Below are 25,493 nucleotides of genomic sequence, written 5' to 3'. Positions count from 1 at the left end.
CGACCCTTCGAAAAAAACCATGGCCCTGTAGCCATTGGGGACTTGAGGGGAGTTCGCAGCATGACGACGGTCGCAAGTGGACGCTTTGCCAACCTGGGCATGGCCAGGAAACTGGGAATCGGTTTTACCCTGGTATTGCTGTTGACGGCCCTGGTGGCCGCCATCGGCGTCTGGTCCCTGCAAACCGTCAGCCAGCGCTTCGATGGGCTCAAGCGCATGTCGCAGCTCAACAGCGGTGTACTCAAGGTCCGGTTGCTGGAACAGGACTACGCGTTGCATGGCGACAGCCAGAGTGTCGACAGCCTGCGCGAAAGCCTGGACGCATTGCTGGCCCTGGCCCGGCAGCTCGAAGAGCGATCCCCGGGCAACCAGGTGGCCATGGGCCAAGTCGACGGGGCACTGGCGGGCTATCGCCAGGCTTTCGATGAGTTCGTCGAGCTGACCCAGGCCAAGGACCTGGCGCTGGAGATGGCCAGTTGGTCGGTGTCCAGCGTGGCCAACAACCTCGACGTGCTGCAGGCCGGCCTGGCCGACGATGGCGCCTATACCCTGAAAGACTCCCAGGGCAAGGAGGGCGCCGAGTTCATCGAACAGGCCAACCAGATCAGCCAGGTCTCGCGCTTGATGCTGCAAGCCATGAACGAGGCACGGGTGCGCCTGGACCAGAGCCGCAGGAGTGGTGACCAGGAGCCGGCCGAGCAAGGCAGGATCGAGCAGGCCGACCAGGCCCTGGTCCTGGTCGAGCAACTGAAGGCGAGCGTCAAGGATGCCGGTTACCAGACGGTGCTCAACGAGGTCTCGGGGCACATCGGCAACTTCAGCGAAAAGCTCAACGAGTACACCGGCCTCCTGGCCCGGGAAAAACAGGTCTACCAACAATTGCGTGAGCGTGCCGCCCAGGTGATGAAGCAGGTCGACCAGGCTTATGTCGCCCAGGACTTGTCGATGCAGGGGGAGCTGAAGAAAAACTCGCTGTTGATCCTCGCCTCGTCGGCCCTGGCGCTACTGGTAGGGCTGCTCGCGGCGCTGAGCATCACCCGCTTGATCGTCCGGCCGCTGCGCAGTGTGATGCAGGTGGCCCAGCAGATTGCCGCCGGGGACCTGAGTGCCAGGGTGACGGTGACGCGACGTGACGAGATCGGCCAGCTGATGCAGGCCATGCAGCAGATGGGCAGCGGCTTGAGCGGCATCGTCAGTGGCCTGCAATCGGGGATCGAGCGCCTGGCCAGCTCGGCGCAGTCGCTGTCGGCAGTGACCGAGCAGACCAATCTCGAGGTCAGCACCCAGAAAGAGGAAACCGAGCAAGTGGCTACCGCCATGAACCAGATGACCGCCACGGTCCATGATGTGGCACGCAATGCCGAAGAGGCGGCTCATGCGGCCCAGACGGCGGATGAAAAGGTCGAGAGCGGCCAGCAAGTGGTGCGCCAGAGCATGCAGCGGATCGAGCAGTTGGCCGACTCGGCGAGCCAGGCCAGCAACGGTATCCAGAGCCTGAGCGCGGAGATCGACAACATCGGTAGCGTGCTGGATGTGATCAAGAGCGTGGCCGATCAGACCAACCTGTTGGCGCTCAATGCCGCCATCGAGGCCGCCAGGGCCGGCGAGCAGGGCAGGGGGTTTGCGGTGGTGGCCGATGAAGTGCGAGCCCTGGCCAAGCGTACCCAGCAATCCACCGAGGAAATCGCCCGCCTGGTGGCGACCCTGCACACGGCCGCCGATGCTTCGGTACGGCAGATCCAGGGCAGCAGTGAACTGGTGAAACTGGCGGTCAGCGATGCGTTGCAGACCGAAAGTGCCTTGGGCAGCATCGCTGTGGCTGTGTCGCTGATCCAGCAGATGAACCAGCAGATCGCCGCCGCTGCCGAACAGCAGAGTTCGGTGGCCGAGGAGATCAATCGCAGTGTCACCAGCATTCGCGCCAGTGCCGATCAGTCTTCGCAGGCGATGCAAGGCAATGCCGCCTCGAGCATCGAGCTGGCGCAACTGGGGGGCGAATTGAAATCGATGGTGGGGCATTTCCGCCTCTAGCGGCGGGGAGGGTGGTAATGCAGCAAGCATGCCCGGCGCTGGGGCCGGGCATGGCAGGTCGATCAGTCGTAGATGGCCTTCTTTTTCCAGTCGGCGTCGGCTTCAACGTCCTTCAGGCCCTGGGTCAGCTCGTTGACCTCGTCTTCAGCCGGCTCCAGGGTGGACAGCACCATGGCATTGGCGCGACCCAGGAGTTTGTCCAGGTACTCCAGCTGTTCGCTGTAGACCTTGGGATCCGGTTGCTTGCGCAGATACTGCACTCCGCGCTCGAAGGCCAGGCGGGCCTGGCCCGGCTGATTCTGCTGCAGGGCGTACTGGCCCAGGTTGTTGAAGAACTCGATGTGCAGCAGCACCAGGATGTGACGGATTTCCTTGATCCAGCGCTTGGCTTCATTGGGTTGCAGGAAACCGTCGTGGGCGGCGCGGGTCACCTGGCCATGCATGGCTTCCAGCAGAAAGCGCACGTCCTTGGCCTTGGCTTCGGTCTGGATCGGCGCGGGCGGGTTGTTCACCGGGATCGACTCGCCCTGGCCCACCAGGGTGATGAGTTCGGCCAGGCGTGCCTTGAGCTTGGCGTCGGACTTGTCGAGGTTGATCATGCGCTGCACGACGTTGAGTTCCAGGCGGGTCAACAGCAGCTTGAGGGCCGGTGTCATGAACTGGCCGGGGAAGGTTTCGGTGATTTCGCCGCAGCGGCGCAGGCGGTCATTGAGTTCGACCTTGGTGCGAGCCTTTTCCAGCTTGTTGTTTTCCACCACATGGTTCATGTAGCCAATGGCGATCAATAGTGCGATCCCGGCTATTACCAGCAGGGTGATCATGAGTGGTGTCACCGTTAAAACCTCGTTATAGGATTTCGCGTGCGAGTGTAGTGGCTTGGCATTGGGGCGCATAGCGCCGCTCGACGAGCCGGGGACGGATTGTGCTGTCCACCTTTAATAGGCACGGCAGCGCCAGGGCAGTCCCTGGATTCAAATTGATATCACCGGCTGCGAGGACTATAACGCCTTGTCGGGTGACAGAATATAGGCGTCAAAGCCCGGGCAGCAGAAAACCCTGCGACGGCCCTCAATCCACCTCGAAGTCATTGATTTAAATAAAATTATATCTGGGGGTTGACGACCTCTCAAAGCATCCATAGAATGCGCGCCACTTTCAGCGGAAAGCAAAGCGCGAAACGCTGAAGGAAGTGAATGTTGTAGCGTGTCCCCTTCGTCTAGTGGCCTAGGACACCGCCCTTTCACGGCGGTAACAGGGGTTCGAGTCCCCTAGGGGACGCCAATGCGGGAATAGCTCAGTTGGTAGAGCACGACCTTGCCAAGGTCGGGGTCGCGAGTTCGAGTCTCGTTTCCCGCTCCAATTTTAAACGGTCTGGCTTTCGGGCGAGACTGAGTGAAACCAGGAACAAGTCTTCGGATGCGGGTCTGGAACACCGAAACACACACCATGTGTTCCGGGTAGCGTGTCCCCTTCGTCTAGTGGCCTAGGACACCGCCCTTTCACGGCGGTAACAGGGGTTCGAGTCCCCTAGGGGACGCCATTTGCGGGAATAGCTCAGTTGGTAGAGCACGACCTTGCCAAGGTCGGGGTCGCGAGTTCGAGTCTCGTTTCCCGCTCCAATTTTAAACGGTCTGGCCTTCGGGCGAGGCTGAGTGAAACCAGAACCAAGTCTTCGGATGCGGGGCTGGAACACCGAAACACACACCATGTGTTCCGGGTAGCGTGTCCCCTTCGTCTAGTGGCCTAGGACACCGCCCTTTCACGGCGGTAACAGGGGTTCGAGTCCCCTAGGGGACGCCATTTGCGGGAATAGCTCAGTTGGTAGAGCACGACCTTGCCAAGGTCGGGGTCGCGAGTTCGAGTCTCGTTTCCCGCTCCAAATTCACAAAAACGCCGCTCATTCGAGCGGCGTTTTTGTTTGCGCGCGAAAAGGCGCCACTGCGCTCGTTTGCCCTGGCCCTTGTCCGAGGGCTCCAGCGGTCCGCGGCCAAGCCAGCCCCAATCGTGTGCTGCCATTCTCGGCGGCTGTTCGCCAGGCCGGTTTCGCTGCAACGGGATCCCCGCGACATGATCATCTGTTCAGCAGTTTCAGTTGGCAGAGTGCGGCCCCCTTGTCTCTCAAGGCGCTGCGCAAGGTGCTCGGCGAGTTTCCGGAGCACGTCTATCGGGCCAAGGGTTTTCTCTACCTGAAGGATTGCCCGCAGCGACGCTTCGTCCTGCATCTGGTGGGCTCACGCCTGGATATCCAGCTGCAGGGACCTGGCAGGGGCAAGAGGTCCCGGCCAGCTACTTGGTGGTGATCGGTTCAAGGCAGCTGGATGCAGAATCGCTGTGCGCCTCCCTGGAGCAGACGGTCTCTCGGCAGCCAGCCAGTGATGCCCGGCTGGCCGTGGGCTCAGAGCGATAGCAGCAACCGTCCGGCGAACAGCAGCAAGACCAGGCCCATGCAGCGTTCGAACCAGTGCCCCAGGCGCATGAACAGCAAGCGCACCCGCGGGCTGGAAAAGAACAGCGCGACGATGACGAACCACAGGCCGTTCACCAGGCACATCCAGGCGCCATACAGTGCCTGGATGCCCAGCGGTGTGCTGGCGCTGACCAGGGTGGTGAAGATCGCCAGGAAAAACAGGGTGGCCTTCGGGTTGGTGGCGTTGGTCAGGAAACCGGTGACAAAGGCCCGTGGCAGTGTCTGTGGTGCCAGCTCCGGTTCGGCTTCCCCCGGGACGCTGGACTTGGCCTTGCTACGCAGCAGGCTGATGCCCAGGTACAGGATATAGGCGGCACCCAGCAGCTTGGCGGCGCTCAGTAGCCACGGCGTGGCGTGTATCAGGGCGCCTACCCCCAACAGGGTGTAGAGCACGTGCACGGAAATGCCGGCGCCGATGCCCAGGGCGGTACAGGTGCCTGTCATCCGCCCAAAGCGCACGCTCTGGCGGATGGTGACGGCAAAGTCCGGGCCGGGGGCGAGCACGGCGAGAAAGTGAACCACCGCCAGGGCGGTGAATTCACCGAGATAACTGGACAGCATGGAAACTCCGCGAGGCAGGTTGGGTGGGCGAGGGCGTTTTCAACCCAGGTCGTAGCTGACCGAGAGCACGCCCTTCTTCTGTGTGACCGACTGGATTCGCACCCGTCCCAGCTCACGCAGCTGGCGCACATGGGTGCCGCCGCAGCCAAAGGCCGGCAACGGGCCAAAGCTGATCTGGCGCATCCCTTGCTCCATGTGGACATGGCGCGGGAAATCGGCCTCTATCCATTGCTCGACAGCGCTGTGCACCAGGGCGCAGTCGATGGCCTGGGGGGCTGCCCCCGGCGTGAACGACACGCGGCCTTCGTTGGGCCAGTGGTGGGCCTTGATCGGAGTCCAGCCCCGGCTTTGCACGAAGTGGCCGATCAGGTGCCCGGCTGAATGCATGCGGCTGTTGAACTCGCGCGAGGCCTGGTCCACCCGTGCTTCGAAAGATCCTGGCAGCAGCGGCTGAGCCAGGTAGTGCACGATCTGTTCTCCAGCCAGGAGTACTCGTAATACCTGGGCCTGGCCAATCCAGCCGGTGTCGCTGGGCTGGCCACCGCCCTGGGGGTGAAAGGGGGTTGTGCTGAGGATCGCGGTGTAGGGGGCCTCGTCGCCTGAGCAACTCAATACTTCGACCGGGACATTCAATTGATCGTGCTGGTAATACAGGCGCAGCGTCATGTTTCAAACCCTGGAGTCGTGTGTCTTTTTATTATGTGGCCACATCAATTGCGTGATAATCCATTCAAAACTCAATGGACTGTTGCGTCATGAGCATAAATCTACCCTTGTCCCTGCTGGCTGAAATGGCCATTTTCGTCCGCGTGGTGGAAACCGGCAGTTTCTCCGAGGCCGCGCGCCAGCTGGGCTCCTCGCCTTCGGCGGTGAGTCGCAGCATCTCGCGTCTGGAGAAGGCCCTGGCCACCCGACTGTTGCAACGCACCACCCGCAAGCTGCGCTTGAGCGACGGCGGCGAGGAGGTCTTCAAGCGCTGTAGCGAGATGGTCAGTGCGGCCCGTTCGGTGATGGAAGTCAGCGGCCAGTTCACCCATGAAGCCCAAGGCCTGGTACGGGTCAGCGTGCCCAAGGCGGTGGGACGCTTCGTGGTCCATCCGCACATGGCGGAGTTCCTGCGGCGCTACCCGAAGGTGGATGTGGAGTTGCTGCACGAGGATCGGGATGTCGACCTGATCGATGACCATGTCGACCTGGCAATCCGTATCACCGATCGTCCGCCGCCGGGGCTGATCGGTCGCCAGTTGCTGCGCATCGACCACCTGTTGTGCGCTACGCCGCAGTACTTGGCGGAGCACGGCACGCCAGTCCATCCCCAGGACCTGCGCCAGCACAGTTGCATCTACCTGGGCGAGACACCTGGTGATGCCCGCTGGAAGTTCACCCAGGGCAGCAAGGCGGTGACCGTGGGAGTGCGAGGGCGCTACGCGGCCAACCACACAGGCGTGCGCCTGGATGCGGTGCAACAGCACCTGGGGATCGGCAGCCTGCCGTATTTCACTGCGCGTCATGCCCTGGAGCAGGGGCTGATCGTTCAGGTGCTGCCGGACTGGACCTTCCTGGCGTCCTATCACGGCGGTGCCTGGTTACTGCACTCGCCGACCCGCTACCTGCCGCCCAAGCTGCGGGTCTTCATCGACTACCTGGTGGAGTGCCTGGCCAAGGAGCCGACCCTGAACCGACCGGGCAGGGCGGGCCCATGAAAAAGGCCCGCCGGTAAAACCGTGCGGGCCTTGGGTGCCAGGGGCGTGATCAGTGCCGGCTGTCCTGGTCGGAGAGCGCCAGCAGCTGCTTTTCCTGGTTCCAGTCAAACGGCTCGTCGTTCTGTTCGGCCTCGTAGCGGCGCTCCTCGAGGGTCTGGTACAGGTCGATTTCCTCGTCGGGCATGTAGTGCAGGCAGTCGCCGGCGAAGTACCACAGCAGGTCGCGCGGAACCAGATGGGCGATCTGCGGGTAGCGCTGCATGATCTGGCACAGCAGGTCCTGCCCCAGGTACTGGCTTTCGATCGGGTCGATCGGCAGCGAGGCGCGCAGTTCGTCGAAGCGCTCCAGGAACAGCGCGTGGCTTTCTTCGGGAACCTGTTCGGCTTCTCCCACGGCCACCAGGATGCTGCGCAGGTGGTCGAGCAGGACGAGATGGTCGGCGACGGTGTTGGACATGACAGGGTCCTCAAGAGCAAAACGGGCGCGGGAGTATATAGCCCCCGCGCCCGGTTTCATAATCGACCAGCCCAAGGGCGGTCGCCTGGCAGGCCGTCGAAAAACTACCTGCGTTGCCATCGCTGCGTTGAAACACGCTCAAAATGCTCATTTACCACTCGTAAACTGCGCTTTTTCGCCTGTTTTTGCCTTGCGCTGGCTGCCTCGCTTACCTCTTTCAACGGCCTGCTAGCGGATCTTGCCTTCGCCCAGGGTCAGTTCTTCCTTGGCGAAGTCATCCACATCGATGACCTTGCGTCGCGCTGCTTCGGCTGCATGCAGGCTTTGCGCTTCGGCGGCCTGCAGGACGCCGGCCTGCAGTGCCGCGTCGATGGCCGATTCGCCAGCACCTGGTTTGACCTGGCCACTCTTCAGCGCTTCGTGGAGCTTCTTCTGCAAGGGGTGCGCCGCACTCAGCAGGTTGCTCGCGTGCTGCAGGGCGCCTACCGGATCGTCTGCCGATTGTGGCCGGTAGCAGCCGGCGAGTACCGCTTCCAGGGCGGGATCGCCCTGGGCCCGGCCGATGATCGCCGCCACTTCGGCATCCAGGTGATCCGAAGGACCGGTATGGCGCCGGCCAAAGGGGAACACCAGGACCCGCAGCAGGCAGCCGAAGGTGCGGCTGGGGAAGTTGCGCAGCAGCTCGTCCAGGGCACGCTCCGACTGGCCGAGACTTTCCTCCATGGCCCAGGCCAGCAGCGGTTGCAGGTACTCCGGCGAGTCCAGGTCGTGGTAGCGCTTGAGTGCCGCCGAGCCCAGGTACAGGTGGCTCAGCACGTCGCCCAGGCGTGCGGACAGGCGTTCGCGCCGCTTGAGCTCGCCCCCCAGGAGCATCATCGACAGGTCGGCCAGCAGGGCGAAGGCCGCAGCCTGGCGGTTCAGGGCCCGGAAGTAGCCCTGGCTGAGCTTGTCCCCCGGCGCCGCTTCGAAGTGGCCCAGGCCCAGGTTCAGCACCAGGGTGCTGGCAGCGTTGCTCACGGCGAAGCCGATGTGCTTGAGCAGCAGGGCGTCGAATTCCTTCAATGCCTGGTCATGATCCTCGCGTCCGGCCAGGGCCATTTCCTTGAGCACGAACGGATGGCAGCGGATCGCTCCCTGGCCGAAGATCATCAGGTTGCGCGAGAGAATATTGGCGCCCTCGACAGTGATGAAGATCGGTGCGCCCTGCCAGTTGCGGCCCAGGTAGTTGTTGGGCCCCATGATGATGCCCTTGCCGCCGTGCACGTCCATGGCGTGGCCAATGCACTCGCGGCCGCGCTCGGTGAGGTGGTACTTGAGGATCGCCGATAGCACCGAGGGTTTTTCCCCCAGGTCCACGGCGTTGGCGGTGAGCATGCGCGCGCTGTCCATCAGCCAGGCATTGCCGCCGATGCGGGCCAGGGCTTCCTGGATGCCTTCGAAGGCAGCCAGGGGCACATTGAACTGTTCCCGCACCTGGGCGTACTGGCCGGTCACCAGGCTGGTGAATTTGGCGGCGCCGGTGCCTACGGCCGGCAGCGAGATCGAGCGTCCCACCGACAGGCAGTTCATCAGCATCATCCAGCCTTTGCCGAGCATCTCCTGGCCGCCGATGAGGAAGTCCAGGGGGATGAATACGTCCTTGCCCGAGTTCGGGCCGTTCATGAAGGCGGCGCCCAGGGGCAGGTGGCGGCGGCCGATTTCCACCCCGGGAGTGTCGGTGGGGATCAGGGCCAGGCTGATGCCCAGGTCTTCTTCATCGCCCAGCAGGTGGTCCGGGTCGTGGGCCTTGAAGGCCAGGCCCAGCAACGTGGCGACCGGACCCAGGGTGATGTAGCGCTTTTCCCAGTTCAGGCGCAGGCCGAGGGTTTCCTCGCCTTGCCACTGGCCTTTGCAGATGATGCCGGTGTCCGGCATGGCGCCGGCATCGGAGCCGGCCAGGGGACCGGTGAGGGCGAAGCAGGGAATGTCGTCGCCGCGGGCCAGGCGCGGCAGGTAGTGGTTGCGTTGTTCGTCGGTGCCGTAGTGCAGCAGCAGCTCGGCAGGCCCCAGGGAGTTGGGGACCATCACGGTGGAGGCCAGGTCACCGCTGCGGGTCGCCAGCTTCATAGCCACCTGGGAATGGGCATAGGCGGAGAACCCCTTGCCACCGTATTCCTTGGGAATGATCAGGGCGAAGAATCCGTGCTCCTTGATGTGTGTCCAGGCTTCGGCCGGCAGGTCCATGTGCTGGCCGATCTGCCAGTCGGTGACCATGGCGCACAGTTCTTCAGTAGGACCGTCGATGAAGGCCTGCTCTTCCTCGGTGAGCTGGACCTTGGGGTAGGCCAGCAGGGTGTTCCAGTCGGGGCGGCCGCTGAACAGTTCGCCATCCCACCACACGGTGCCGGCATCGATGGCATCGCGTTCGGTTTGCGACATCGGCGGCAGGACCTTCTGGAACCAGTTGAACAAGGGGGCGCTGAAATGCTTGCGCCGCAGGTCGGGCAGGAGCAGGGGCGCGGCGACTGCCGCCAGGAGTACCCAGAACACCAGCAGCAGCCAGTCGGGAGCATGGCTGAAGGCACCCATGGCCAGCAGGTAGAGGGCGACCACGCCCAGGGCGGGCAGCGGGGCGGTGCGCCTGTGTGCCAGATAGGCGACGCCAGCCAGCAGAACCAGTATCCACAACAACAGCATATTCAATCCTCCATGAAGCCAGGGGCCCAAAGCACCTTCAGAGCTTAGTCGGCTGGCGACGAAGCGGGTGGTCGGGGCGGTGCGGGTGCCATGCTGGCCCTGGCCGGTGGACGTCAGTTGCACATTCCGTCCGGCTGGATGAAACAGGCCATGATCTTTGGCTGAAACGTCGTTATCTCTGGGCCGCAGGCGCCTATAGACTCAGGCTTCACCTGGAGGTCAAGCCCATGCACGAGTACTTGCGTCCCAGCCGCTTCATCGATAGTGACCACCCTGCGGTGGTGGAGTTCGCCGAAACTCATCGCGGTGCCAGTCGTGACCCTCGGCAGCAGGCGGTGAGCCTCTATTACGCGGTGCGCGAAGCCGTGCGCTACAACCCCTATACCTTCAGCCTCGACCCCGAAACCCTGCGCGGCAGCCATGCCCTGGCCACGGCAGAGAGCTATTGCGTGCCCAAGGCCACCCTGCTGGCCGGTTGTGCCCGGCATTGCGCAATTCCCGCCCGCATCGGCCTGGCCGACGTGCGTAATCATCTGTCGACCCCGCGCCTGCTGGAATTGTTGCGCAGTGACGTGTTCGCCATGCACGGCTATACCGAGCTGTATCTGGACGGGCGCTGGGTCAAGGCCACGCCCGCGTTCAACCTGCACCTGTGCGAACTGTTCGATGTGGCCCCGCTGGATTTCGACGGGGTGCAGGACAGTGTGTTCCATCCCTTCAATCGCCAGGGCGAGCAGATGATGGAATACCTGGTGGATCACGGGCAGTTCGCCGATGTTCCGGAGCGCTTCTTTTTCAGCCATCTGGAGAAATGTTATCCACATCTGTTCAGCGAGCCGCGCGCCCAGTTGCTGGGCGACATGCGCAGCGATTTGAGTGGCGGCTGATCAGGCGTAGACTGCCCCGGCATTCATTATGGAGGGATGGTCATGCTGAAGATCTGGGGTCGCAAGAACTCGTCGAATGTCAGGAAGGCACTGTGGTGCGCCGAGGAGCTGGGGCTGGCCTACGAGTCCCTGGATGCCGGTGGCGCCTTCGGAGTGGTAGACACCCCCGAGTACCGGGCCCTGAACCCCAATGGCCGCATCCCGTTGATCGAGGACGAAGGGTTCGTGCTTTGGGAATCCAACACCATCGTGCGTTACCTGCTGGCTCGGCACGCTGGCGGTACGCCCTGGTACCCCGCCGATGTGCAGGCACGAGCCAGCGCCGAGAAGTGGATGGACTGGACGACCTCGAGCTTCGCCGATGTGTTCCGTCCCCTGTTCTGGGGGGTAGTGCGAACCCCGGCGGCCGAGCAGGACTGGGTGCAGATCAACGCAGCCAGGGACACGTGCGCCGAGTTGCTGGGACGGGTCGACCAGGCACTGGCAAAACAGCCCTACCTCTCCGGCCAGCAGGTCGGCATGGGTGACATTCCCCTGGGCAGTTTCATTTATGCCTGGTTCGAGATGCCGATCGAGCGGCCCTCGATGCCTCACCTGGAAGCCTGGTACCAACGCCTGAAACAGCGTCCGGCCTATCGCCGGGTGGTGATGACCGCGTTGACTTAATACCCACTATCGACAGGCATGACTGTACTTGCGCGGCGTCGGCACGCAACATGGCGGGCGTCCGGCATCGTTGCAATCCGCTCGGGCCGCCCTTACCTATAACTCTCTCCCTTCTTGGTGCATGAATCCGATATGAGTTCCGCTCTGTCCATCCGGCAGCTAACCAAAACCTACGGCAACGGTTTCCAGGCCCTGAGTGGTATCGATCTGGATGTCGCCGAAGGTGATTTCTTTGCCTTGCTTGGCCCCAACGGGGCTGGCAAATCCACCACCATCGGCATTCTCTCGACCCTGGTGAACAAGACCAGCGGCACGGTGAATGTCTTCGGCCATGACCTGGATCGCCAGCCGGCAGCGCTCAAGCGCTGCATCGGCGTGGTGCCGCAGGAATTCAATTTCAACCAGTTCGAGAAGACCTTCGACATCGTCGTGACGCAGGCCGGCTACTACGGCATCCCGGCGAAAGTCGCCAAGGAACGCGCCGAGCAGTACCTGACCCAGCTCGGCCTGTGGGACAAGCGCGACGTGCCTTCGCGTTCGCTGTCCGGGGGCATGAAGCGCCGCCTGATGATCGCCCGGGCCCTGGTCCACGAGCCGCGGCTGCTGATTCTCGACGAGCCCACTGCCGGGGTGGATATCGAGCTGCGCCGTTCGATGTGGAGCTTCCTCACCGAGCTCAACCAGAAGGGCATCACCATCATCCTCACCACCCACTACCTGGAAGAAGCCGAGCAGTTGTGCCGCAACATCGGGATCATCGACCACGGCACCATCGTCGAGAACACCAGCATGCGTCAGTTGCTCGGTCAGCTGCACGTGGAAACCTTCCTGCTGGACCTCAAGCGTGACCTGGGTGCGGCCCCGCAGTTGGTCGGCTATCCGACTCGCTTGGTGGACAGCCATACCCTGGAGGTCCAGGTGGACAAGGCCATGGGCATCACCGGGCTGTTCAGCCAGCTGGCACTGCAGAACATCGAGGTGCTGAGCCTGCGTAACAAGACCAATCGACTTGAGGAGCTGTTCGTGTCCCTGGTGGAGAAAAACCTGTCGAAGGTGGCGATATGAGTTCGGAGTTCAAGCCCAATATGGTGGCGCTCAATACCATCGTCTACCGCGAGGTCAAGCGCTTCACCCGAATCTGGCCGCAGACCCTGCTGCCGCCGGCCATCACCATGGTCCTGTACTTTGTCATCTTCGGTAACCTGATTGGCCGGCAAATCGGTGACATGGGTGGCTTCACCTACATGGAGTACATCGTGCCAGGGCTGATCATGATGTCGGTGATCACCAACTCCTACGGCAACGTGGTCTCGAGTTTCTTTGGCAGCAAGTTCCAGCGCTCCATCGAAGAGCTGATGGTGTCGCCGGTGTCGCCCCATACCATCCTCATTGGCTACACCCTGGGGGGCGTGCTGCGCGGGTTGATGGTGGGGATCATCGTGACCCTGCTGTCGCTGTTCTTTACCAAGCTGCAGGTGCACCACCTGGGGGTGACGGTGCTGGTGGTGGTGCTGACGGCCACGATCTTTTCGCTGCTGGGCTTCATCAATGCGGTGTTCGCGCGCAACTTCGACGATATCTCGATCATCCCGACCTTCGTGCTGACGCCGTTGACCTACCTGGGCGGAGTGTTCTACTCGATCAACCTGCTGCCGCCGTTCTGGCAGACCGTGTCCCTGGCCAACCCGGTGCTGCACATGGTCAACTCGTTTCGCTATGGCATTCTCGGCGTGTCGGACATCAGCATCGGCACGGCGATCACCTTCATGCTGGCAGCCACTGCGGTGCTCTATGTCGGCTGCGCCCGGCTGCTGGTCAGCGGGCGCGGGATGCGCCAGTAAGCAGCATTGCGCCAATGAAAACGGCCTCCCTCGGGAGGCCGTTGTCGTTTCTACTGCCGCTGCTTGCGCCGTCGCCATTGGCGGCCGACCCACCAGCGCCAGTAGAGCATGGTCAGGCAATAGGCCAGGGCTCCCAGCACCAGGCCCGCCACTACCGAGCCGAGGAGGAAGGGTTGCCAGAGGGTCGCCAGCTGGCTGCTGATCCATTCCCAGGTGAGGCTGTCGGGCAGGGTGCGTGGCGGTACATTCATCAACCAGGCCCCCAGTTGATAGGTGCAGAAGAACACCGGCGGCATGGTGATGGGATTGGTTAGCCACACCAGGCTGACGCTGATGGGCATGTTGGCTCGCAGCCAGACGGCCAGCACGGCGGCCAGGAGCATCTGCATCGGGATCGGGATGAACGCGGCGAACAGACCAACGGCCATGGCCCGGGCCACGGAATGCCGATTGAGGTGCCAGAGGTTGGCGTCATGCAGCAGTGTGCCGAGAAAGCGTAAGGACTTGTGTTCCCGGATGCTGGTGGGGTCTGGCATGTAACGTTTGAATAAGCGCCGGGGCATAAGGCTTCTCGGTCGGGTCAAGCGTCGATTATGACCGGATTGTAACCATCGAAAATTCAGACATTGTGACAAATGATAAAGCCCCCTCCGGCCATCCTCGGCTAAGCCAAGGGTAGGGACTGCCATGGATGGGCTGGTTTATGCGCACAGGGATGCTGGCATTGGCTGCGGGGCTGCTGGCAATGGGTTTTCTGCCGGTCTTGCCACCGGGCTGGTCGTTGCTGGCGATGTCGGTGCTGGCCTTGATGCTGCTGCCATTTCGTACACATCCGGTGGCATTTTTCCTATTCGGTTTCACCTGGGCCTGTGCTTGTGCTCAGTGGGCGCTCGACGATCGCCTGGTATCCCGCCTGGATGGGCAGACTCGCTGGCTGGAGGGGCGGGTCACCGGCTTGCCGGAGGCGAGTGCGGGGGTGGTGCGTTTCGAACTGCACAATGCCCAGTCCCGGCGTGAGCGCCTGCCACGGCTGATGCGCCTGAGCTGGCGCGACGGGCCGCCGGTGCGCAGCGGCGAGCGATGGCGCCTGGCGGTCACCTTGCGACGTCCCGTGGGGATGCTCAACCTGCAGGGTTTCGACTACGAGGCCTGGTTGTTGGCCCGGCGAGTCGGCGCTATCGGTACGGTCAAGGACGGCCATCTGCAGGCGCCGGCCCATGGCGCCTGGCGCGACCGCCTGCGCCAGCGCTTGCTGGCAGTCGAGGCCCATGGCCGGGCCGGCGGCCTGGCGGCCCTGGTGATGGGTGATGGCTCCGGGCTGGCGCGTGAAGACTGGCAACTGCTGCAAGACACTGGAACGGTGCACCTGATGGTCATTTCGGGGCAGCACATCAGCCTTCTGGCCGGGGTGATCTACCTCGCCGTGGCGGGGCTGGCACGGCTGGGCGTATGGCCGGCACGCTGGCCCTGGCTGCCCTGGGCCTGTGCCCTGGGGTTTCTCGGTGCATTGGGGTATGGCTTGCTGGCGGGGTTCGATGTGCCGGTGCAGCGTGCCTGCGTAATGGTGGCCCTGGTCCTGCTCTGGCGCTTGCGTTTCCGTCACCTGGGCACTTGGTGGCCATTGCTGCTGGCGCTCGATGCGGTGCTGCTGTTCGAGCCCCTGGCCAGCTTGCAACCCGGGTTCTGGTTGTCATTCGCGGCGGTGGCGGTGCTGGTCTTCACCTTTGCCGGTCGCCTGGGGACCTGGCGCTGGTGGCAGAGCTGGACCCGTGCCCAGTGGCTGGTCGCGATCGGCCTGTTGCCTGCCATGCTGGCCCTGGGCCTGCCCATCAGCGTGAGTGGCCCGCTGGCCAATCTGTTGGCCGTCCCCTGGATCAGCTTCCTGGTGCTGCCACCGGCCTTGCTGGGATGCCTGTTGCTGCCTGTACCCGCGGTGGGCGAGGGTTTGCTGTGGCTGGCCGGCGGATTGCTGGACTGGCTGTTTGGTTGGCTGGGCGTTGTCGCCCGATGGTGCCCCGCCTGGGTAGCGCCGCTGCTTCCCGGCTGGGTCTGGGGGCTGGGCAGCCTGGGGGCGCTGTTGCTGCTGTTGCCCCCGGGCGTGCCATTGCGGATCCTGGGCTGGCCGTTGTTGCTGCTGGTGGTGTGGCCGCCGCCGCAGCGGGTGCCCCATGGCCAGGCCGAGGTCTGGCAGCTGGATGTGGGGCAGGGCTTGTCGTTCATCCTGCGTACCCGTAATCACGCGATGCTGTATGACGCCGGCGCTCGCAGCGGCGACTTCGACCTGGGCGAGCGAGTGGTGGTGCCGACCCTGCACCGGCTGGGTATCCGGCAACTGGACCTGATGCTGCTCAGTCATGCGGATAACGATCACGCCGGTGGTGCCCTGGCGGTGCAGCGTGCGCTGCCGGTGCGCCTGGTGCGCAGTGGCGAGCCCCAGGCCTTGCCGCCTGCCCTGGGTGCCAGGCCCTGCGAGTCCGGGGCGAGCTGGCAATGGGATGGCGTGCGTTTCAGCCAGTGGCAATGGGACCAGGCCCGCGACGGCAACCAGGCTTCCTGCGTCCTGCAGGTCGAGGCCCGTGGCGAGCGCTTGCTGCTCACGGGCGATATCGACATCCATGCCGAGAAGGCCTTGCTCGACAGCCCGCTGGCGCTGCGCACCCAATGGCTGCAGGCGCCGCACCATGGCAGCCGGACTTCGTCATCCCGGGCCCTGTTGCTACGGTTGCAGCCCGAAGCGGTGCTGGTGTCCCGAGGTCGAGGCAATGCCTACGGCCATCCACATCCACAGGTGGTGGCGCGGTATCGGGACTTGGGCGTGCCTCTTTATGACAGTGCCGAGCAAGGGGCGCTGCGGGTGCAGCTAGGAACCTTCGGGTCTGTCTACAGCGTGCGGGGGCAGCGGCGTTTCTGGCGCGAGGCGCCAACAATGCCTTAAATAACCGTGGGTTATTAAAGCCCGGGAACATGCGACATCACGGTCTTCGGTGCGTCCGGCCCCTATGTTAGAGTGGCGCACTTTTTCGAGGGGACTGTCACTGTGTGGGAATTGGTCAAATCCGGCGGTTGGATGATGTTGCCGATCATCCTGAGTTCCATCGCTGCCGTGGGCATCATTGCCGAGCGCTTGTGGACCCTGCGGGCCAGCCGAGTCACACCTCCTCACTTGCTGGGCCAGGTCTGGCGCTGGATCAAGGACAAGCAACTGAACAAGGACAAGCTCAAGGAGCTGCGCGCCGATTCGCCCCTGGGCGAGATCCTGGCGGCAGGCCTGGCCAACTCCAGGCATGGCCGCGAGATCATGAAGGAGTGCATTGAAGAAGCGGCCGCCCGGGTCATTCACGAGCTGGAGCGCTACCTCAATGCCCTTGGCACCATCGCCGCGATGGCGCCCCTGCTGGGCCTGCTGGGCACGGTGCTGGGCATGATCGACATCTTCAGTTCGTTCATGGGGTCGGGCATGACCTCCAACGCCCATGTATTGGCCGGTGGTATTTCCAAGGCACTGATCACGACCGCTGCGGGCCTGATGGTGGGTATTCCAGCGGTGTTTTTCCACCGCTTCCTGCAGCGCCGGGTCGATGAACTGGTGGTGGGCATGGAGCAGGAGGCCATCAAGCTGGTGGAAGTGATCCAGGGCGACCGCGATGTCGACCTGGCCGAGGGCAAAGCGTGAAATTCCGTCGCAAACCGCGGGAAACCGTGGATATCAACCTCGCGTCCCTGATCGACGTGGTGTTCATCCTGCTGCTGTTCTTCGTGGTGACCACCACCTTCACTCGCGAAACCGAGTTGCGTGTCGACCTGCCCGAGGCGGTCAGCGGCTCGCCCGCCGAGGACCAGCAGGTCAAGCAGCTGGATATCGCCATCAGCGCCGACGGGGTGTTCTCGGTGAACAACCAGGTGCTGCCCAAGAACGACCTGGCGACCCTGATCGACGCGTTGCAGAAGGAGTCCGCTGGCGATACCAACCTGCCGTTGTCCATCAGCGCCGACGGCAAGACCCAGCATCAAGCGGTGATCACTGCCATGGACGCGGCCGGCAAGCTCGGTTTCAGCCACCTGCGCATGACCACCGTCGAGGCGGCAGCGGCACCCTGATGGCACTTTCCGATCGTCTGCTCGCCGCCTGGTATCAGGGCCACCCCGCGCTGAAACTGCTGCAGCCCCTGGAATGGCTGTACCGCCGCGTGGTGGTAGGCAAGCGCCAACGCTTCCTGGCGGGCGAGGGCGACATCTACCAGCCGCCGGTGCCGCTGGTGGTGGTGGGCAATATCACCGTGGGCGGCACCGGCAAGACGCCGCTGATCCTGTGGCTGGTGGAACATTGCCAGCGCCTTGGCCTGCGGGTCGGGGTGGTCAGTCGCGGCTACGGTGCCAAGCCACCGCAATTGCCCTGGCGGGTCGCCGCCACGGACAGCGCCGAAGTGGCCGGCGACGAGCCGCTGCTGATTGTCCAGCGCTGCGGCGTACCCCTGATGATCGATCCCGATCGCAGTCGCGCAGTACAGGCGCTACTGGCCGCCGAGCCGCTGGACCTGATCCTGTCCGACGATGGGCTGCAGCATTACCGCCTGGCCCGCGACCTGGAACTGGTGCTGATCGACGCTGCCCGAGGGCTGGGTAATCGCCGCTGCCTGCCGGCCGGCCCGCTGCGCGAGCCGGTGGAGCGCCTGCACAGTGTGGATGCCTTGCTGTACAACGGGGCCGGCGCCGATCGTGCCGATGGTTTTGCCTTTCAACTCAAGCCTTCGGCGCTGGTCAACCTGCAAAGCGGCGAGCGTCGCCCGGTGGAGCATTTCGCCCCGGGCCAGGCGGTGCATGCGGTGGCCGGCATCGGCAATCCCCAGCGTTTCTTCAAGACCCTTGAAACGCTACACTGGCAACCTGTCCCCCATGCATTTGCCGATCACGCCCAATACAGCCCTCAGGCCTTGGCCTTCACTCCGTCATTGCCGCTGGTCATGACCGAGAAGGATGCAGTCAAGTGTCGCGAGTTCGCGGCGGCCGACTGGTGGTACCTGGCGGTCGACGCGGTGCCTTCGCCGGCCTTCGTCGCCTGGTTCGATACCCAGTTGATGCGCCTGTTGCCTGACCGTCTATTGCCTTAAATCGCTTCTATCCAGGGAAATCCTCATGGACACCAAACTGCTCGACATCCTGGCCTGCCCGATCTGCAAGGGCCCCCTCAAACTCAGTGCCGACAAGACCGAGCTGATCAGCAAGGGCGCCGGCCTGGCCTATCCGATCCGCGACGGTATTCCGGTGATGCTGGAAAGCGAAGCCCGCACCCTGAGCACCGAGGAGCGCCTGGACAAATGACCAGCGCCTTCACCGTGGTCATTCCGGCGCGTTTCGCGTCCACCCGCCTGCCGGGCAAGCCGCTGCAGATGATCGCCGGCAAGCCGATGGTCCAGTGGGTCTGGGAGCAGGCCAGCAAGAGCCGCGCCGAGCGTGTGGTGGTGGCTACCGACGACCAGCGTATCGTCGATGCTTGCCAGGGTTTTGGCGCCGAGGCGCTGCTGACCCGCGAAGACCACAACTCGGGCACTGATCGCCTGGCCGAGGTCGCTGCCCAGTTGGGCCTGGCGGCGGATGCCATCGTGGTCAATGTCCAGGGCGACGAGCCGCTGATCCCTCCGGCGGTGATCGATCAGGTGGCGGCCAACCTGGCAGCCCATCCCGAGGCGCGCATGGCCACCCTGGCCGAGCCGATCGAGGATGCAGAGACCTTGTTCAACCCCAATGTGGTCAAGGTGGTCAGCGACCTCGATGGCCTGGCGCTGACCTTCAGCCGTTCGACCTTGCCCTGGGCCCGGGACGCCTTCGCCCGCAATCGCGACGAACTGCCGGCCGGCGTGCCTTATCGGCGCCATATCGGGATCTACGCGTACCGTGCCGGCTTCCTCCAGGACTTCGTCAGCTGGGGACCTTGCTGGCTGGAGAACACCGAGTCCCTGGAGCAGCTGCGGGCCTTGTGGCACGGCGTGCGAATTCATGTGGCCGATGCCCTTGAGGCGCCGCCTACCGGCGTGGATACCGCCGAAGACCTCGAGCGCGTCCGACGCCTGTTGGAGGCTTGATGCAGGTCCTGTTCGTCTGCCTGGGCAACATCTGCCGTTCGCCCACCGCCGAAGGCGTACTGCGCCACAAATTGCGTGAAGCCGGCCTGGCCGGCCAGGTGCGGGTGGCGTCCGCCGGCACCAGCGACTGGCATGTGGGCAAGGCGCCGGACTCACGCAGCCAGCGGGCGGCGCTGCAGCGCGGTTATGACCTGTCGGCGCAACGGGCGCAGCAGGTCAGCAGTGCCGACTTCTCGCACTATGACCTGATTCTCGCCATGGACCAGAGCAACCTGCGCAACCTCAAGGCCTTGCAGCCGGCCCGGGGCAAGGCAGAGCTGGATCTTTTCCTGCGCCGCTACGAGGCCGTGATTGATGAGGTGCCGGACCCGTACTACGACGGTGAGAAGGGCTTCGAGCAAGTGCTGGATCTGATCGAGGCGGCCTGTGACCGGCTGGTGATCGAATTGAAGGGGCGCCTATGAACCTGGATATCCAGTCCGATGTGTCCCTCAAGCCGTTCAACAGTTTCGGGGTCGAGGTCAAGGCCAGGCTGTTCGCCCAGGCCCATGACGATGCCGATGTGCGCGAGGCTCTGGACTATGGTCGCAAGCACCAATTGCCTCTGCTGGTGATCGGTGGTGGCAGCAACCTGTTGCTGGCCGGGAACATCCAGGCCCTGGTGCTGCGCATGGCCAGCCGTGGCATTCGCCTGCTCAGCGACGACGGGCAGAGGGTGGTGGTGGAAGCCGAGGCCGGGGAGACCTGGCACCCCTTCGTCCAGTGGACCCTGGACCAAGGGTTGTCCGGCCTGGAGAACCTCAGCCTGATCCCCGGTACCGTGGGGGCAGCGCCGATGCAGAATATCGGTGCCTACGGTGTCGAGATCAAGGATGTGTTCGCCGGTCTCACCGCCCTGGATCGCCGGACTGGCGAGCTGCGGGACTTCGATCTGGAGCAGTGCCAGTTCGCCTACCGCGACAGCCTGTTCAAGCGTGAAACCGGGCGCTGGGTGATCCTGCGGGTGCGTTTTGCCCTGAGCCGGGCCGGACACCTGCACCTGGAATACGGCCCGGTACGCCAGCGCCTGGCGGAGCAGGGCATCGCGCACCCCACTGCCAGCGATGTCAGCCGGGCGATCTGCAGCATTCGTAGCGAGAAGCTCCCGGATCCGGCGGTACTGGGCAATGCCGGCAGCTTCTTCAAGAACCCGGTGGTCCCGGCGGTGCTGGCGGAGCGAATTCGCCAGGAACACCCGAACCTGGTGGGTTACCCCCAGGCGGACGGGCAGGTGAAGCTGGCGGCCGGGTGGCTGATCGAACAGGCGGGCTGGAAGGGCTTTCGCGAGGCCGATGCCGGGGTTCATCGCTTGCAGTCTCTGGTGCTGGTCAATTACGGCAACGCCAGTGGCCAGCAACTACTGGCCCTGGCCCTGAAGATCCAGCGCGACATCGCCGAGCGCTTCCAGGTCGAACTGGAGATGGAGCCCAACCTCTACGGGGCCTGATCGTTCGTTGGCCGTGGCCATCAAAAAAAGCCTTGCTCGAATGACGTTCGGGCAAGGCTTTTTGCTTAATTAGGGCTTAACTTAGCAGGCTAAGAATGTGCTTTTTGCTGTGTCCAAGGGCCCGGTGAAGACCCGTCTTCACAAGAGAGCTCGATTAGCCTGAGCCGATCTGCGTACCGCAGTTGCAGTACCGCGCGACCAGATGGCTCGACCCCATCCCCTTACAGAATGCGGGCGTGCCCATGATTACTCTGAAACTCAATGGTCAGGATCATCCACTGGACGTCAGTGAGGACATGCCCCTGTTGTGGGCGATTCGCGACGTGATCGGCTACAACGGCACCAAGTTCGGTTGCGGCATGGGCTTGTGCGGTGCGTGCACCATCCATATCGACGGCGACCCGGCTCGCAGTTGCATCACCCCTGTTGGCGCGGTACTGGGCAAGAACGTCAGCACCATCGACAACCTGCACAACGATCCGGTAGGCCAGGTGGTGCAACAGGCCTGGCTGGATATCGCGGTGGCCCAGTGCGGTTATTGCCAGGGCGGACAGATCATGTCCGCCACCGCGTTGCTCAAGACCCACCCCAATCCCAGCGATGAACAGATCGAGGAGGCGATGCTCGGCAACATCTGCCGCTGTGGTACGTACAACCGGATCAAGACCGCGATCCGCCATGCCTCCAGCCATTTGCAGGAGGACAAGGCATGAGTCGCCTACCCGCGGATTTCACCCTGAACAACCTGAGTCGCCGGGGTTTTCTCAAGGGCGTGGGCGCCACCGGCGCCCTGGTGCTGGCCGCGAGTTGGGGCTGGCAGGACGCGTTTGCCGAGGACAAGCCATTTGGTGCCGACGGCATGCCCCACGGCTGGATCGATGATCCCAAGGTTTATGTGAGCATCGACGCCGACGGTAGTGTGACGGTGATCTGCAACCGTTCGGAAATGGGCCAGGGCGTGCGCACCAGCCTGAGCATGGTGGTGGCCGACGAACTGGAAGCCGACTGGGCCCTGGTCAAGGTCAGGCAGGCGCCGGGGGACGAGGTGCGTTATGGCAACCAGGACACCGACGGTTCGCGCAGCATGCGTCACTGGTACGAGCCGATGCGCCGTTGTGGCGCGGCCGCGCGGACCATGCTCGAACAGGCCGCCGCCGCGCAGTGGCAAGTGCCACTGGCGGAGTGCCGGGCACAGCTGCACAAGGTGATCCACCAGCCCAGCGGGCGGGAGCTGGGCTATGGCGCCCTGGCCGCCGCTGCCGGAGCTCTGGCGGTGCCCGCTCGGGACAGCCTGCGGCTGAAGCCGGCCTCGGAGTTTCGTTACATCGGCAAGGAGGCGACTCGCGCGATCGACGGCCAGGACATTGTCAGCGGTCGTGCGGTGTACGGTGCCGATGTGCATTTCGAGGGCATGCTGTTCGCCGCAGTGGCCCGGCCCCGGGTTTATGGCGGCAAGCTCAGGTCCGTCGATGACAGCGCTGCGCTGAAGGTGCCCGGGGTGATCAAGGTGATTCCCATCGAAGGCCGCCCTCTGCCCTCGGAGTTCCAGCCCCTGGGCGGTGTAGCGGTGGTGGCGAGCAACACCTGGGCGGCGATCAAGGGCCGTGATGCGTTGAAAATCGAGTGGGACGATGGAGTCAATGCCGGTTACAACTCCGTCGAGTACCGCAAGGAGCTGGAGGCCGCCGCCCACAAGCCGGGCAAGGTGGTGCGCAACACCGGTAACCTTGAAGAGGCCCTGGGCCGCGCCGACGAGAGTCTGGAGGCCACCTACTACTTGCCGCACCTGGCCCAGGCGCCTATGGAGCCGATGGTCGCCGTGGCCCGTTTCCAGGATGGCCGCTGTGAGGCCTGGGCGCCGAGCCAGGCGCCCCAGGTGACCCGCGAGCGGATCGCCGAACGGCTGGGGATCGGCTTTGACCAGGTCACGGTGAACGTTACCTTGCTGGGTGGCGGTTTTGGTCGCAAGTCCAAGCCCGACTTCATTATCGAGGCGGCGATCCTGGCCAAGGCCTTTCCCGGCAAGGCGGTGCGGGTGCAATGGACACGGGAAGACGATATCCACAATTCCTATTTCCATACGGTATCGGCCGAATACCTCAAGGCCGGGCTGAACAAGGACGGCATGCCTGCGGCGTGGCTGCATCGCACCGTAGCGCCGAGCATCACTGCCTTGTTCGCCCCGGGTATGACCCACGAAGGAGCCTTCGAGCTGGGGATGGGGTTCACCAACATGGCCTATGCCATTCCCAATGTCCGCCTGGAGAACCCCGAGGCGGCGGCTCATACCCGGGTTGGCTGGTATCGCTCGGTGTCGAATATTCCCCATGGTTTTGCGATCCAGAGCTTTATCGACGAGTTGGCGCACAAGGCCGGCGAGGATCCGCTGAAGTACCAGCTGCGGCTGTTGGGGCCGGATCGGCAGATCGATCCGCGGACCTTGAGCGAGGAGTGGAACTATGGCGAGTCGCCCGAGCGTTATCCCATCGACACCGGTCGCCTGCGCAACGTGCTGGAGACCGCGGCCAAGGCTGCCGGCTGGGGGCGCAAGCTGCCCAAGGGGCGAGGCTTGGGGCTGGCTGTGCACTACAGTTTCGTGACCTATGTAGCGGCGGTGATCGAGGTGGAGGTCAAGGGTGATGGCACCCTGGTGGTGCACAAGGCCGATATCGCCGTTGACTGTGGCCCGCAGATCAACCCCGAGCGTATCCGCTCGCAGTTCGAAGGCGCCTGTGTCATGGGGCTGGGCAATGCGGTGCTGGGGGAAATCAGCTTCAAGGATGGCAAGGTCCAGCAGGACAACTTCCATATGTACGAAGTGGCACGCATGTCTCTGGCACCGAAGGAGGTTCAAGTGCATCTGGTGACACCGCCTGGAGAGGTGCCGCTGGGAGGTGTGGGTGAGCCTGGCGTGCCACCGATTGCCCCGGCCCTGTGCAATGCCATCTTTGCCGCCACCGGCAAGCGCATCCGCAACTTGCCGGTGCGCTACCAGTTGCAGGGCTGGCAGCAGGCGGGTGCCTGATGGACAGCGTCGACGTGAATGTCCTGCGCAGCGTCCTGGAGTGGCGGCGTGCCGGGCGGGGTGTGGTGCTGTACAGCGTGGTCCAGACCTGGGGCAGTGCACCGCGCCCCCCCGGCGCAATGCTGGCTCTGCGCGACGATGGCGTGGTGATCGGCTCGGTGTCGGGCGGCTGCATCGAGGATGACCTGATTTCCCGCCAGGAGGATGGGCGCCTGGCAGCGAGCGGGCCACCGGTGCAGTGGGTGACCTATGGCGTGACTCTCGAGGAAGCTGCGCGTTTCGGCCTGCCGTGTGGTGGCACCTTGCGCCTTGTTGAGGAGCGTATCGGTGATCCGGCCTGGGTCGCCGAACTGCTCGAACGTTGCCAGGCACACCAGATCGTGGCCCGGGAACTGAACGTGGCCACGGGCGAGGTGCAGCTCAAGACGGCCCGCAAGAACGACGAATTGGCGTTCGACGGCGTCATCTTGCGGGCGATCTACGGACCGCGCTGGCGCCTGCTGCTGATCGGGGCCGGGCAACTGTCCCGCTACGTCGCGCAAATGGCCCGCCTGCTGGACTTCGAGGTGCTGATTTGTGATCCGCGTCGGGAGTTCGTCCATGGTTGGGAAGATCAGGACGGTCGTTTTGTCGCCGGCATGCCCGACGATGCGGTGTTGAGCATCGAGCCCGATGAACGCACTGCGGTGGTGGCCCTGACCCATGATCCGCGGCTGGATGACATGGCCTTGCTTACGGCGCTCGACTCCCGGGCGTTCTATGTCGGCGCGCTGGGTTCCCGGGTCAACAGTCAGAAGCGCCGCGACAATCTGCTGCTTCTGGGTCTGTCGCCCCAGGCTGTTGAGCGTTTGCATGGGCCGGTCGGCTTGCCCATAGGTAGCCACACCCCGGCGGAAATCGCCCTGTCGCTGATGGCCGAGATCGTGGCGCTGAAGAACGGTGTCGAGCCTCAACCGAAACAGTCGATATCACGTGCCAGCCGGGTAGTGGTGTGAGCCTGCTTCCCTGTGCGGTCATTCTTGCGGCGGGGCAGGGCCGGCGTTATCGGCAGGCCTCGGGGGATGACCAGGACAAGTTGCTGGCGCCTTGCCGGGGACGCGACGGCGTGCTGCGCCCGGTTCTGGAGCAGGTATTGGTGAACTTGCCAGGGGAGATTGTCCGCAGGGTGCTGGTGACGACCGTGCATCGACCGCTGGTGGTGGAGTTGGGGGGCGCCCACGGGTGTGAAGTGTTGCAACTGGACTCTGCCGGCATGGGGCATAGCTTGGCGACGGCCGTGGCGGCTTGTGCCGATGCCGATGGCTGGCTGGTCTTGCTGGGGGACATGCCCTTCATCCTGTCCGACACCACGCGACAGGTGGTCGATAGCATGGCCGCACAACAAATCTGCGTACCTCGGTGGGGGGCTGAGCTTGGCCACCCGGTGGGGTTTGGTCGCCGCTATGGCGAGGCATTGCGTGGATTGTCCGGTGATCGCGGGGCCAGGCCGCTATTTGCCTCGGGTAGTGTGGTGGAGGTACCGGTGAGTGATCCGGGTGTCGTCTGGGATGTGGATGTACCCCAGGCGCTGATCTCTCGGCAGGCCTGAAAGGCAGGCATGAAAAAGCCCCGCC

25 protein-coding genes, 6 tRNA genes and 1 pseudogene are annotated in these 25,493 nt (G+C 63.8%); 26 read left to right on the top strand and 6 right to left on the bottom strand.

Going from position 1 to position 25,493, the window contains the following annotated elements:
- Nucleotides 1-60: 60 nt before the first annotated feature.
- A pseudogene (locus LGQ10_RS31530) lies at nucleotides 61-1,170 on the top strand (HAMP domain-containing protein); the annotation flags it as partial.
- Nucleotides 1,150-2,031, top strand: coding sequence for a methyl-accepting chemotaxis protein (locus LGQ10_RS31525; protein ID WP_413247615.1), 882 nt, complete (start codon nucleotides 1,150-1,152; stop codon nucleotides 2,029-2,031). The pseudogene LGQ10_RS31530 and the gene LGQ10_RS31525, both read left to right, overlap by 21 nt.
- 62 nt (nucleotides 2,032-2,093) lie before the next feature.
- On the opposite strand, the gene LGQ10_RS10200 is transcribed toward LGQ10_RS31525, so the two are convergent.
- Nucleotides 2,094-2,852, bottom strand: coding sequence for a hypothetical protein (locus LGQ10_RS10200; RefSeq protein ID WP_226525477.1), 759 nt, complete (start codon nucleotides 2,850-2,852; stop codon nucleotides 2,094-2,096).
- 384 nt (nucleotides 2,853-3,236) lie between these two features.
- Between LGQ10_RS10200 and LGQ10_RS10195 the strand changes: the two genes are divergently transcribed.
- The 7 genes from LGQ10_RS10195 to LGQ10_RS10165 all read left to right on the top strand — a co-directional run bounded on the left by LGQ10_RS10195 (nucleotide 3,237) and on the right by LGQ10_RS10165 (nucleotide 4,331).
- A tRNA-Glu gene (locus LGQ10_RS10195) sits at nucleotides 3,237-3,312 on the top strand.
- A gap of 2 nt (nucleotides 3,313-3,314) precedes the next feature.
- Nucleotides 3,315-3,390, top strand: a tRNA-Gly gene (locus tag LGQ10_RS10190).
- A 105-nt stretch (nucleotides 3,391-3,495) separates the two neighbouring features.
- Nucleotides 3,496-3,571: transfer RNA gene (locus tag LGQ10_RS10185), tRNA-Glu, on the top strand.
- 3 nt (nucleotides 3,572-3,574) lie between these two features.
- Nucleotides 3,575-3,650, top strand: a tRNA-Gly gene (locus tag LGQ10_RS10180).
- A 105-nt stretch (nucleotides 3,651-3,755) separates the two neighbouring features.
- Nucleotides 3,756-3,831 (top strand) — tRNA-Glu (locus LGQ10_RS10175).
- A 3-nt stretch (nucleotides 3,832-3,834) separates the two neighbouring features.
- A tRNA-Gly gene (locus tag LGQ10_RS10170) sits at nucleotides 3,835-3,910 on the top strand.
- A 127-nt stretch (nucleotides 3,911-4,037) separates the two neighbouring features.
- On the top strand, nucleotides 4,038-4,331 hold the full coding sequence (locus LGQ10_RS10165) for a GTP-binding protein (protein ID WP_226525476.1): 294 nt from the start codon (nucleotides 4,038-4,040) through the stop codon (nucleotides 4,329-4,331).
- Between the two features lie 95 nt (nucleotides 4,332-4,426).
- On the opposite strand, the gene LGQ10_RS10160 is transcribed toward LGQ10_RS10165, so the two are convergent.
- On the bottom strand, nucleotides 4,427-5,059 hold the full coding sequence (locus LGQ10_RS10160) for a LysE family translocator (protein ID WP_226525475.1): 633 nt from the start codon (nucleotides 5,057-5,059) through the stop codon (nucleotides 4,427-4,429).
- A 39-nt stretch (nucleotides 5,060-5,098) separates the two neighbouring features.
- On the bottom strand, nucleotides 5,099-5,725 hold the full coding sequence (locus LGQ10_RS10155; protein ID WP_226525474.1) for an alanyl-tRNA editing protein: 627 nt from the start codon (nucleotides 5,723-5,725) through the stop codon (nucleotides 5,099-5,101).
- 89 nt (nucleotides 5,726-5,814) lie between these two features.
- Here LGQ10_RS10155 and LGQ10_RS10150 point away from each other — a divergent pair, with 89 nt between their 5' ends.
- Nucleotides 5,815-6,762, top strand: coding sequence for a LysR family transcriptional regulator (locus LGQ10_RS10150; protein WP_226525473.1), 948 nt, complete (start codon nucleotides 5,815-5,817; stop codon nucleotides 6,760-6,762).
- 49 nt (nucleotides 6,763-6,811) lie between these two features.
- On the opposite strand, the gene LGQ10_RS10145 is transcribed toward LGQ10_RS10150, so the two are convergent.
- Together LGQ10_RS10145 and LGQ10_RS10140 are read right to left on the bottom strand one after the other, a co-directional pair.
- Entirely contained in the window at nucleotides 6,812-7,219 is a 408-nt protein-coding gene (locus tag LGQ10_RS10145; RefSeq protein WP_058436154.1) for a PA2817 family protein, read from the bottom strand.
- Nucleotides 7,220-7,447: 228 nt separating this feature from the next.
- A complete protein-coding gene (locus LGQ10_RS10140) occupies nucleotides 7,448-9,895 on the bottom strand; it encodes an acyl-CoA dehydrogenase (RefSeq protein ID WP_226525472.1) in 2,448 nt (815 codons plus the stop codon).
- A gap of 227 nt (nucleotides 9,896-10,122) precedes the next feature.
- Between LGQ10_RS10140 and LGQ10_RS10135 the strand changes: the two genes are divergently transcribed.
- From LGQ10_RS10135 to LGQ10_RS10120, 4 genes are all read left to right on the top strand, one after another.
- Entirely contained in the window at nucleotides 10,123-10,782 is a 660-nt protein-coding gene (locus LGQ10_RS10135; RefSeq protein WP_058436637.1) for a transglutaminase-like domain-containing protein, read from the top strand.
- A gap of 42 nt (nucleotides 10,783-10,824) precedes the next feature.
- Nucleotides 10,825-11,448 (top strand): glutathione S-transferase family protein, encoded by a 624-nt coding sequence (locus tag LGQ10_RS10130; protein WP_058436636.1) that lies wholly within the window; start codon nucleotides 10,825-10,827, stop codon nucleotides 11,446-11,448.
- Between the two features lie 132 nt (nucleotides 11,449-11,580).
- Entirely contained in the window at nucleotides 11,581-12,513 is a 933-nt protein-coding gene (locus LGQ10_RS10125; RefSeq protein WP_058436635.1) for an ABC transporter ATP-binding protein, read from the top strand.
- The gene (locus LGQ10_RS10120; protein WP_058436634.1) at nucleotides 12,510-13,289 is read left to right on the top strand and encodes an ABC transporter permease; all 780 of its coding nucleotides are present in this window, start codon (nucleotides 12,510-12,512) and stop codon (nucleotides 13,287-13,289) included. The genes LGQ10_RS10125 and LGQ10_RS10120 overlap by 4 nt, the downstream gene beginning before the upstream one ends.
- 50 nt (nucleotides 13,290-13,339) lie before the next feature.
- On the opposite strand, the gene LGQ10_RS10115 is transcribed toward LGQ10_RS10120, so the two are convergent.
- Nucleotides 13,340-13,852, bottom strand: a complete 513-nt coding sequence (locus LGQ10_RS10115; protein ID WP_058436633.1) for a DUF2062 domain-containing protein — start codon at nucleotides 13,850-13,852, stop codon at nucleotides 13,340-13,342.
- Nucleotides 13,853-13,992: 140 nt separating this feature from the next.
- Between LGQ10_RS10115 and LGQ10_RS10110 the strand changes: the two genes are divergently transcribed.
- The 12 genes from LGQ10_RS10110 to LGQ10_RS10055 all read left to right on the top strand — a co-directional run bounded on the left by LGQ10_RS10110 (nucleotide 13,993) and on the right by LGQ10_RS10055 (nucleotide 25,468).
- Nucleotides 13,993-16,224, top strand: a complete 2,232-nt coding sequence (locus LGQ10_RS10110; protein WP_226525471.1) for a DNA internalization-related competence protein ComEC/Rec2 — start codon at nucleotides 13,993-13,995, stop codon at nucleotides 16,222-16,224.
- Between the two features lie 102 nt (nucleotides 16,225-16,326).
- On the top strand, nucleotides 16,327-16,962 hold the full coding sequence (locus LGQ10_RS10105; RefSeq protein ID WP_058438767.1) for a MotA/TolQ/ExbB proton channel family protein: 636 nt from the start codon (nucleotides 16,327-16,329) through the stop codon (nucleotides 16,960-16,962).
- On the top strand, nucleotides 16,959-17,387 hold the full coding sequence (locus LGQ10_RS10100) for an ExbD/TolR family protein (RefSeq protein WP_226525470.1): 429 nt from the start codon (nucleotides 16,959-16,961) through the stop codon (nucleotides 17,385-17,387). Before LGQ10_RS10105 ends, LGQ10_RS10100 begins: the two co-directional genes overlap by 4 nt.
- Entirely contained in the window at nucleotides 17,387-18,397 is a 1,011-nt protein-coding gene (gene lpxK / locus LGQ10_RS10095; RefSeq protein ID WP_058437371.1) for a tetraacyldisaccharide 4'-kinase, read from the top strand. The genes LGQ10_RS10100 and lpxK overlap by 1 nt, the downstream gene beginning before the upstream one ends.
- A gap of 25 nt (nucleotides 18,398-18,422) precedes the next feature.
- Nucleotides 18,423-18,608, top strand: a complete 186-nt coding sequence (locus LGQ10_RS10090; protein WP_058437370.1) for a Trm112 family protein — start codon at nucleotides 18,423-18,425, stop codon at nucleotides 18,606-18,608.
- Nucleotides 18,605-19,369, top strand: a complete 765-nt coding sequence (kdsB, locus tag LGQ10_RS10085) for a 3-deoxy-manno-octulosonate cytidylyltransferase (RefSeq protein ID WP_058437369.1) — start codon at nucleotides 18,605-18,607, stop codon at nucleotides 19,367-19,369. Before LGQ10_RS10090 ends, kdsB begins: the two co-directional genes overlap by 4 nt.
- The gene (locus tag LGQ10_RS10080; RefSeq protein ID WP_058437368.1) at nucleotides 19,369-19,833 is read left to right on the top strand and encodes a low molecular weight protein-tyrosine-phosphatase; all 465 of its coding nucleotides are present in this window, start codon (nucleotides 19,369-19,371) and stop codon (nucleotides 19,831-19,833) included. The genes kdsB and LGQ10_RS10080 overlap by 1 nt, the downstream gene beginning before the upstream one ends.
- Complete coding sequence (murB, locus tag LGQ10_RS10075; RefSeq protein WP_226525469.1) at nucleotides 19,830-20,855, top strand: UDP-N-acetylmuramate dehydrogenase; 1,026 nt, start codon at nucleotides 19,830-19,832, stop codon at nucleotides 20,853-20,855. The genes LGQ10_RS10080 and murB overlap by 4 nt, the downstream gene beginning before the upstream one ends.
- A gap of 242 nt (nucleotides 20,856-21,097) precedes the next feature.
- On the top strand, nucleotides 21,098-21,568 hold the full coding sequence (locus LGQ10_RS10070; protein ID WP_058437366.1) for a (2Fe-2S)-binding protein: 471 nt from the start codon (nucleotides 21,098-21,100) through the stop codon (nucleotides 21,566-21,568).
- A complete protein-coding gene (locus LGQ10_RS10065) occupies nucleotides 21,565-23,880 on the top strand; it encodes a xanthine dehydrogenase family protein molybdopterin-binding subunit (protein WP_226525468.1) in 2,316 nt (771 codons plus the stop codon). Before LGQ10_RS10070 ends, LGQ10_RS10065 begins: the two co-directional genes overlap by 4 nt.
- Complete coding sequence (locus tag LGQ10_RS10060; RefSeq protein WP_226525467.1) at nucleotides 23,880-24,875, top strand: XdhC family protein; 996 nt, start codon at nucleotides 23,880-23,882, stop codon at nucleotides 24,873-24,875. The genes LGQ10_RS10065 and LGQ10_RS10060 overlap by 1 nt, the downstream gene beginning before the upstream one ends.
- On the top strand, nucleotides 24,872-25,468 hold the full coding sequence (locus tag LGQ10_RS10055; protein ID WP_226525466.1) for a nucleotidyltransferase family protein: 597 nt from the start codon (nucleotides 24,872-24,874) through the stop codon (nucleotides 25,466-25,468). Before LGQ10_RS10060 ends, LGQ10_RS10055 begins: the two co-directional genes overlap by 4 nt.
- The last annotated feature ends 25 nt before the right edge of the window (nucleotides 25,469-25,493 follow it).

The sequence above is a fragment of the Pseudomonas sp. L5B5 genome (assembly GCF_020520285.1).
Classification (GTDB): Bacteria; Pseudomonadota; Gammaproteobacteria; order Pseudomonadales; family Pseudomonadaceae; genus Aquipseudomonas.
This window is presented reverse-complemented; position numbering and strand designations above follow the sequence as displayed.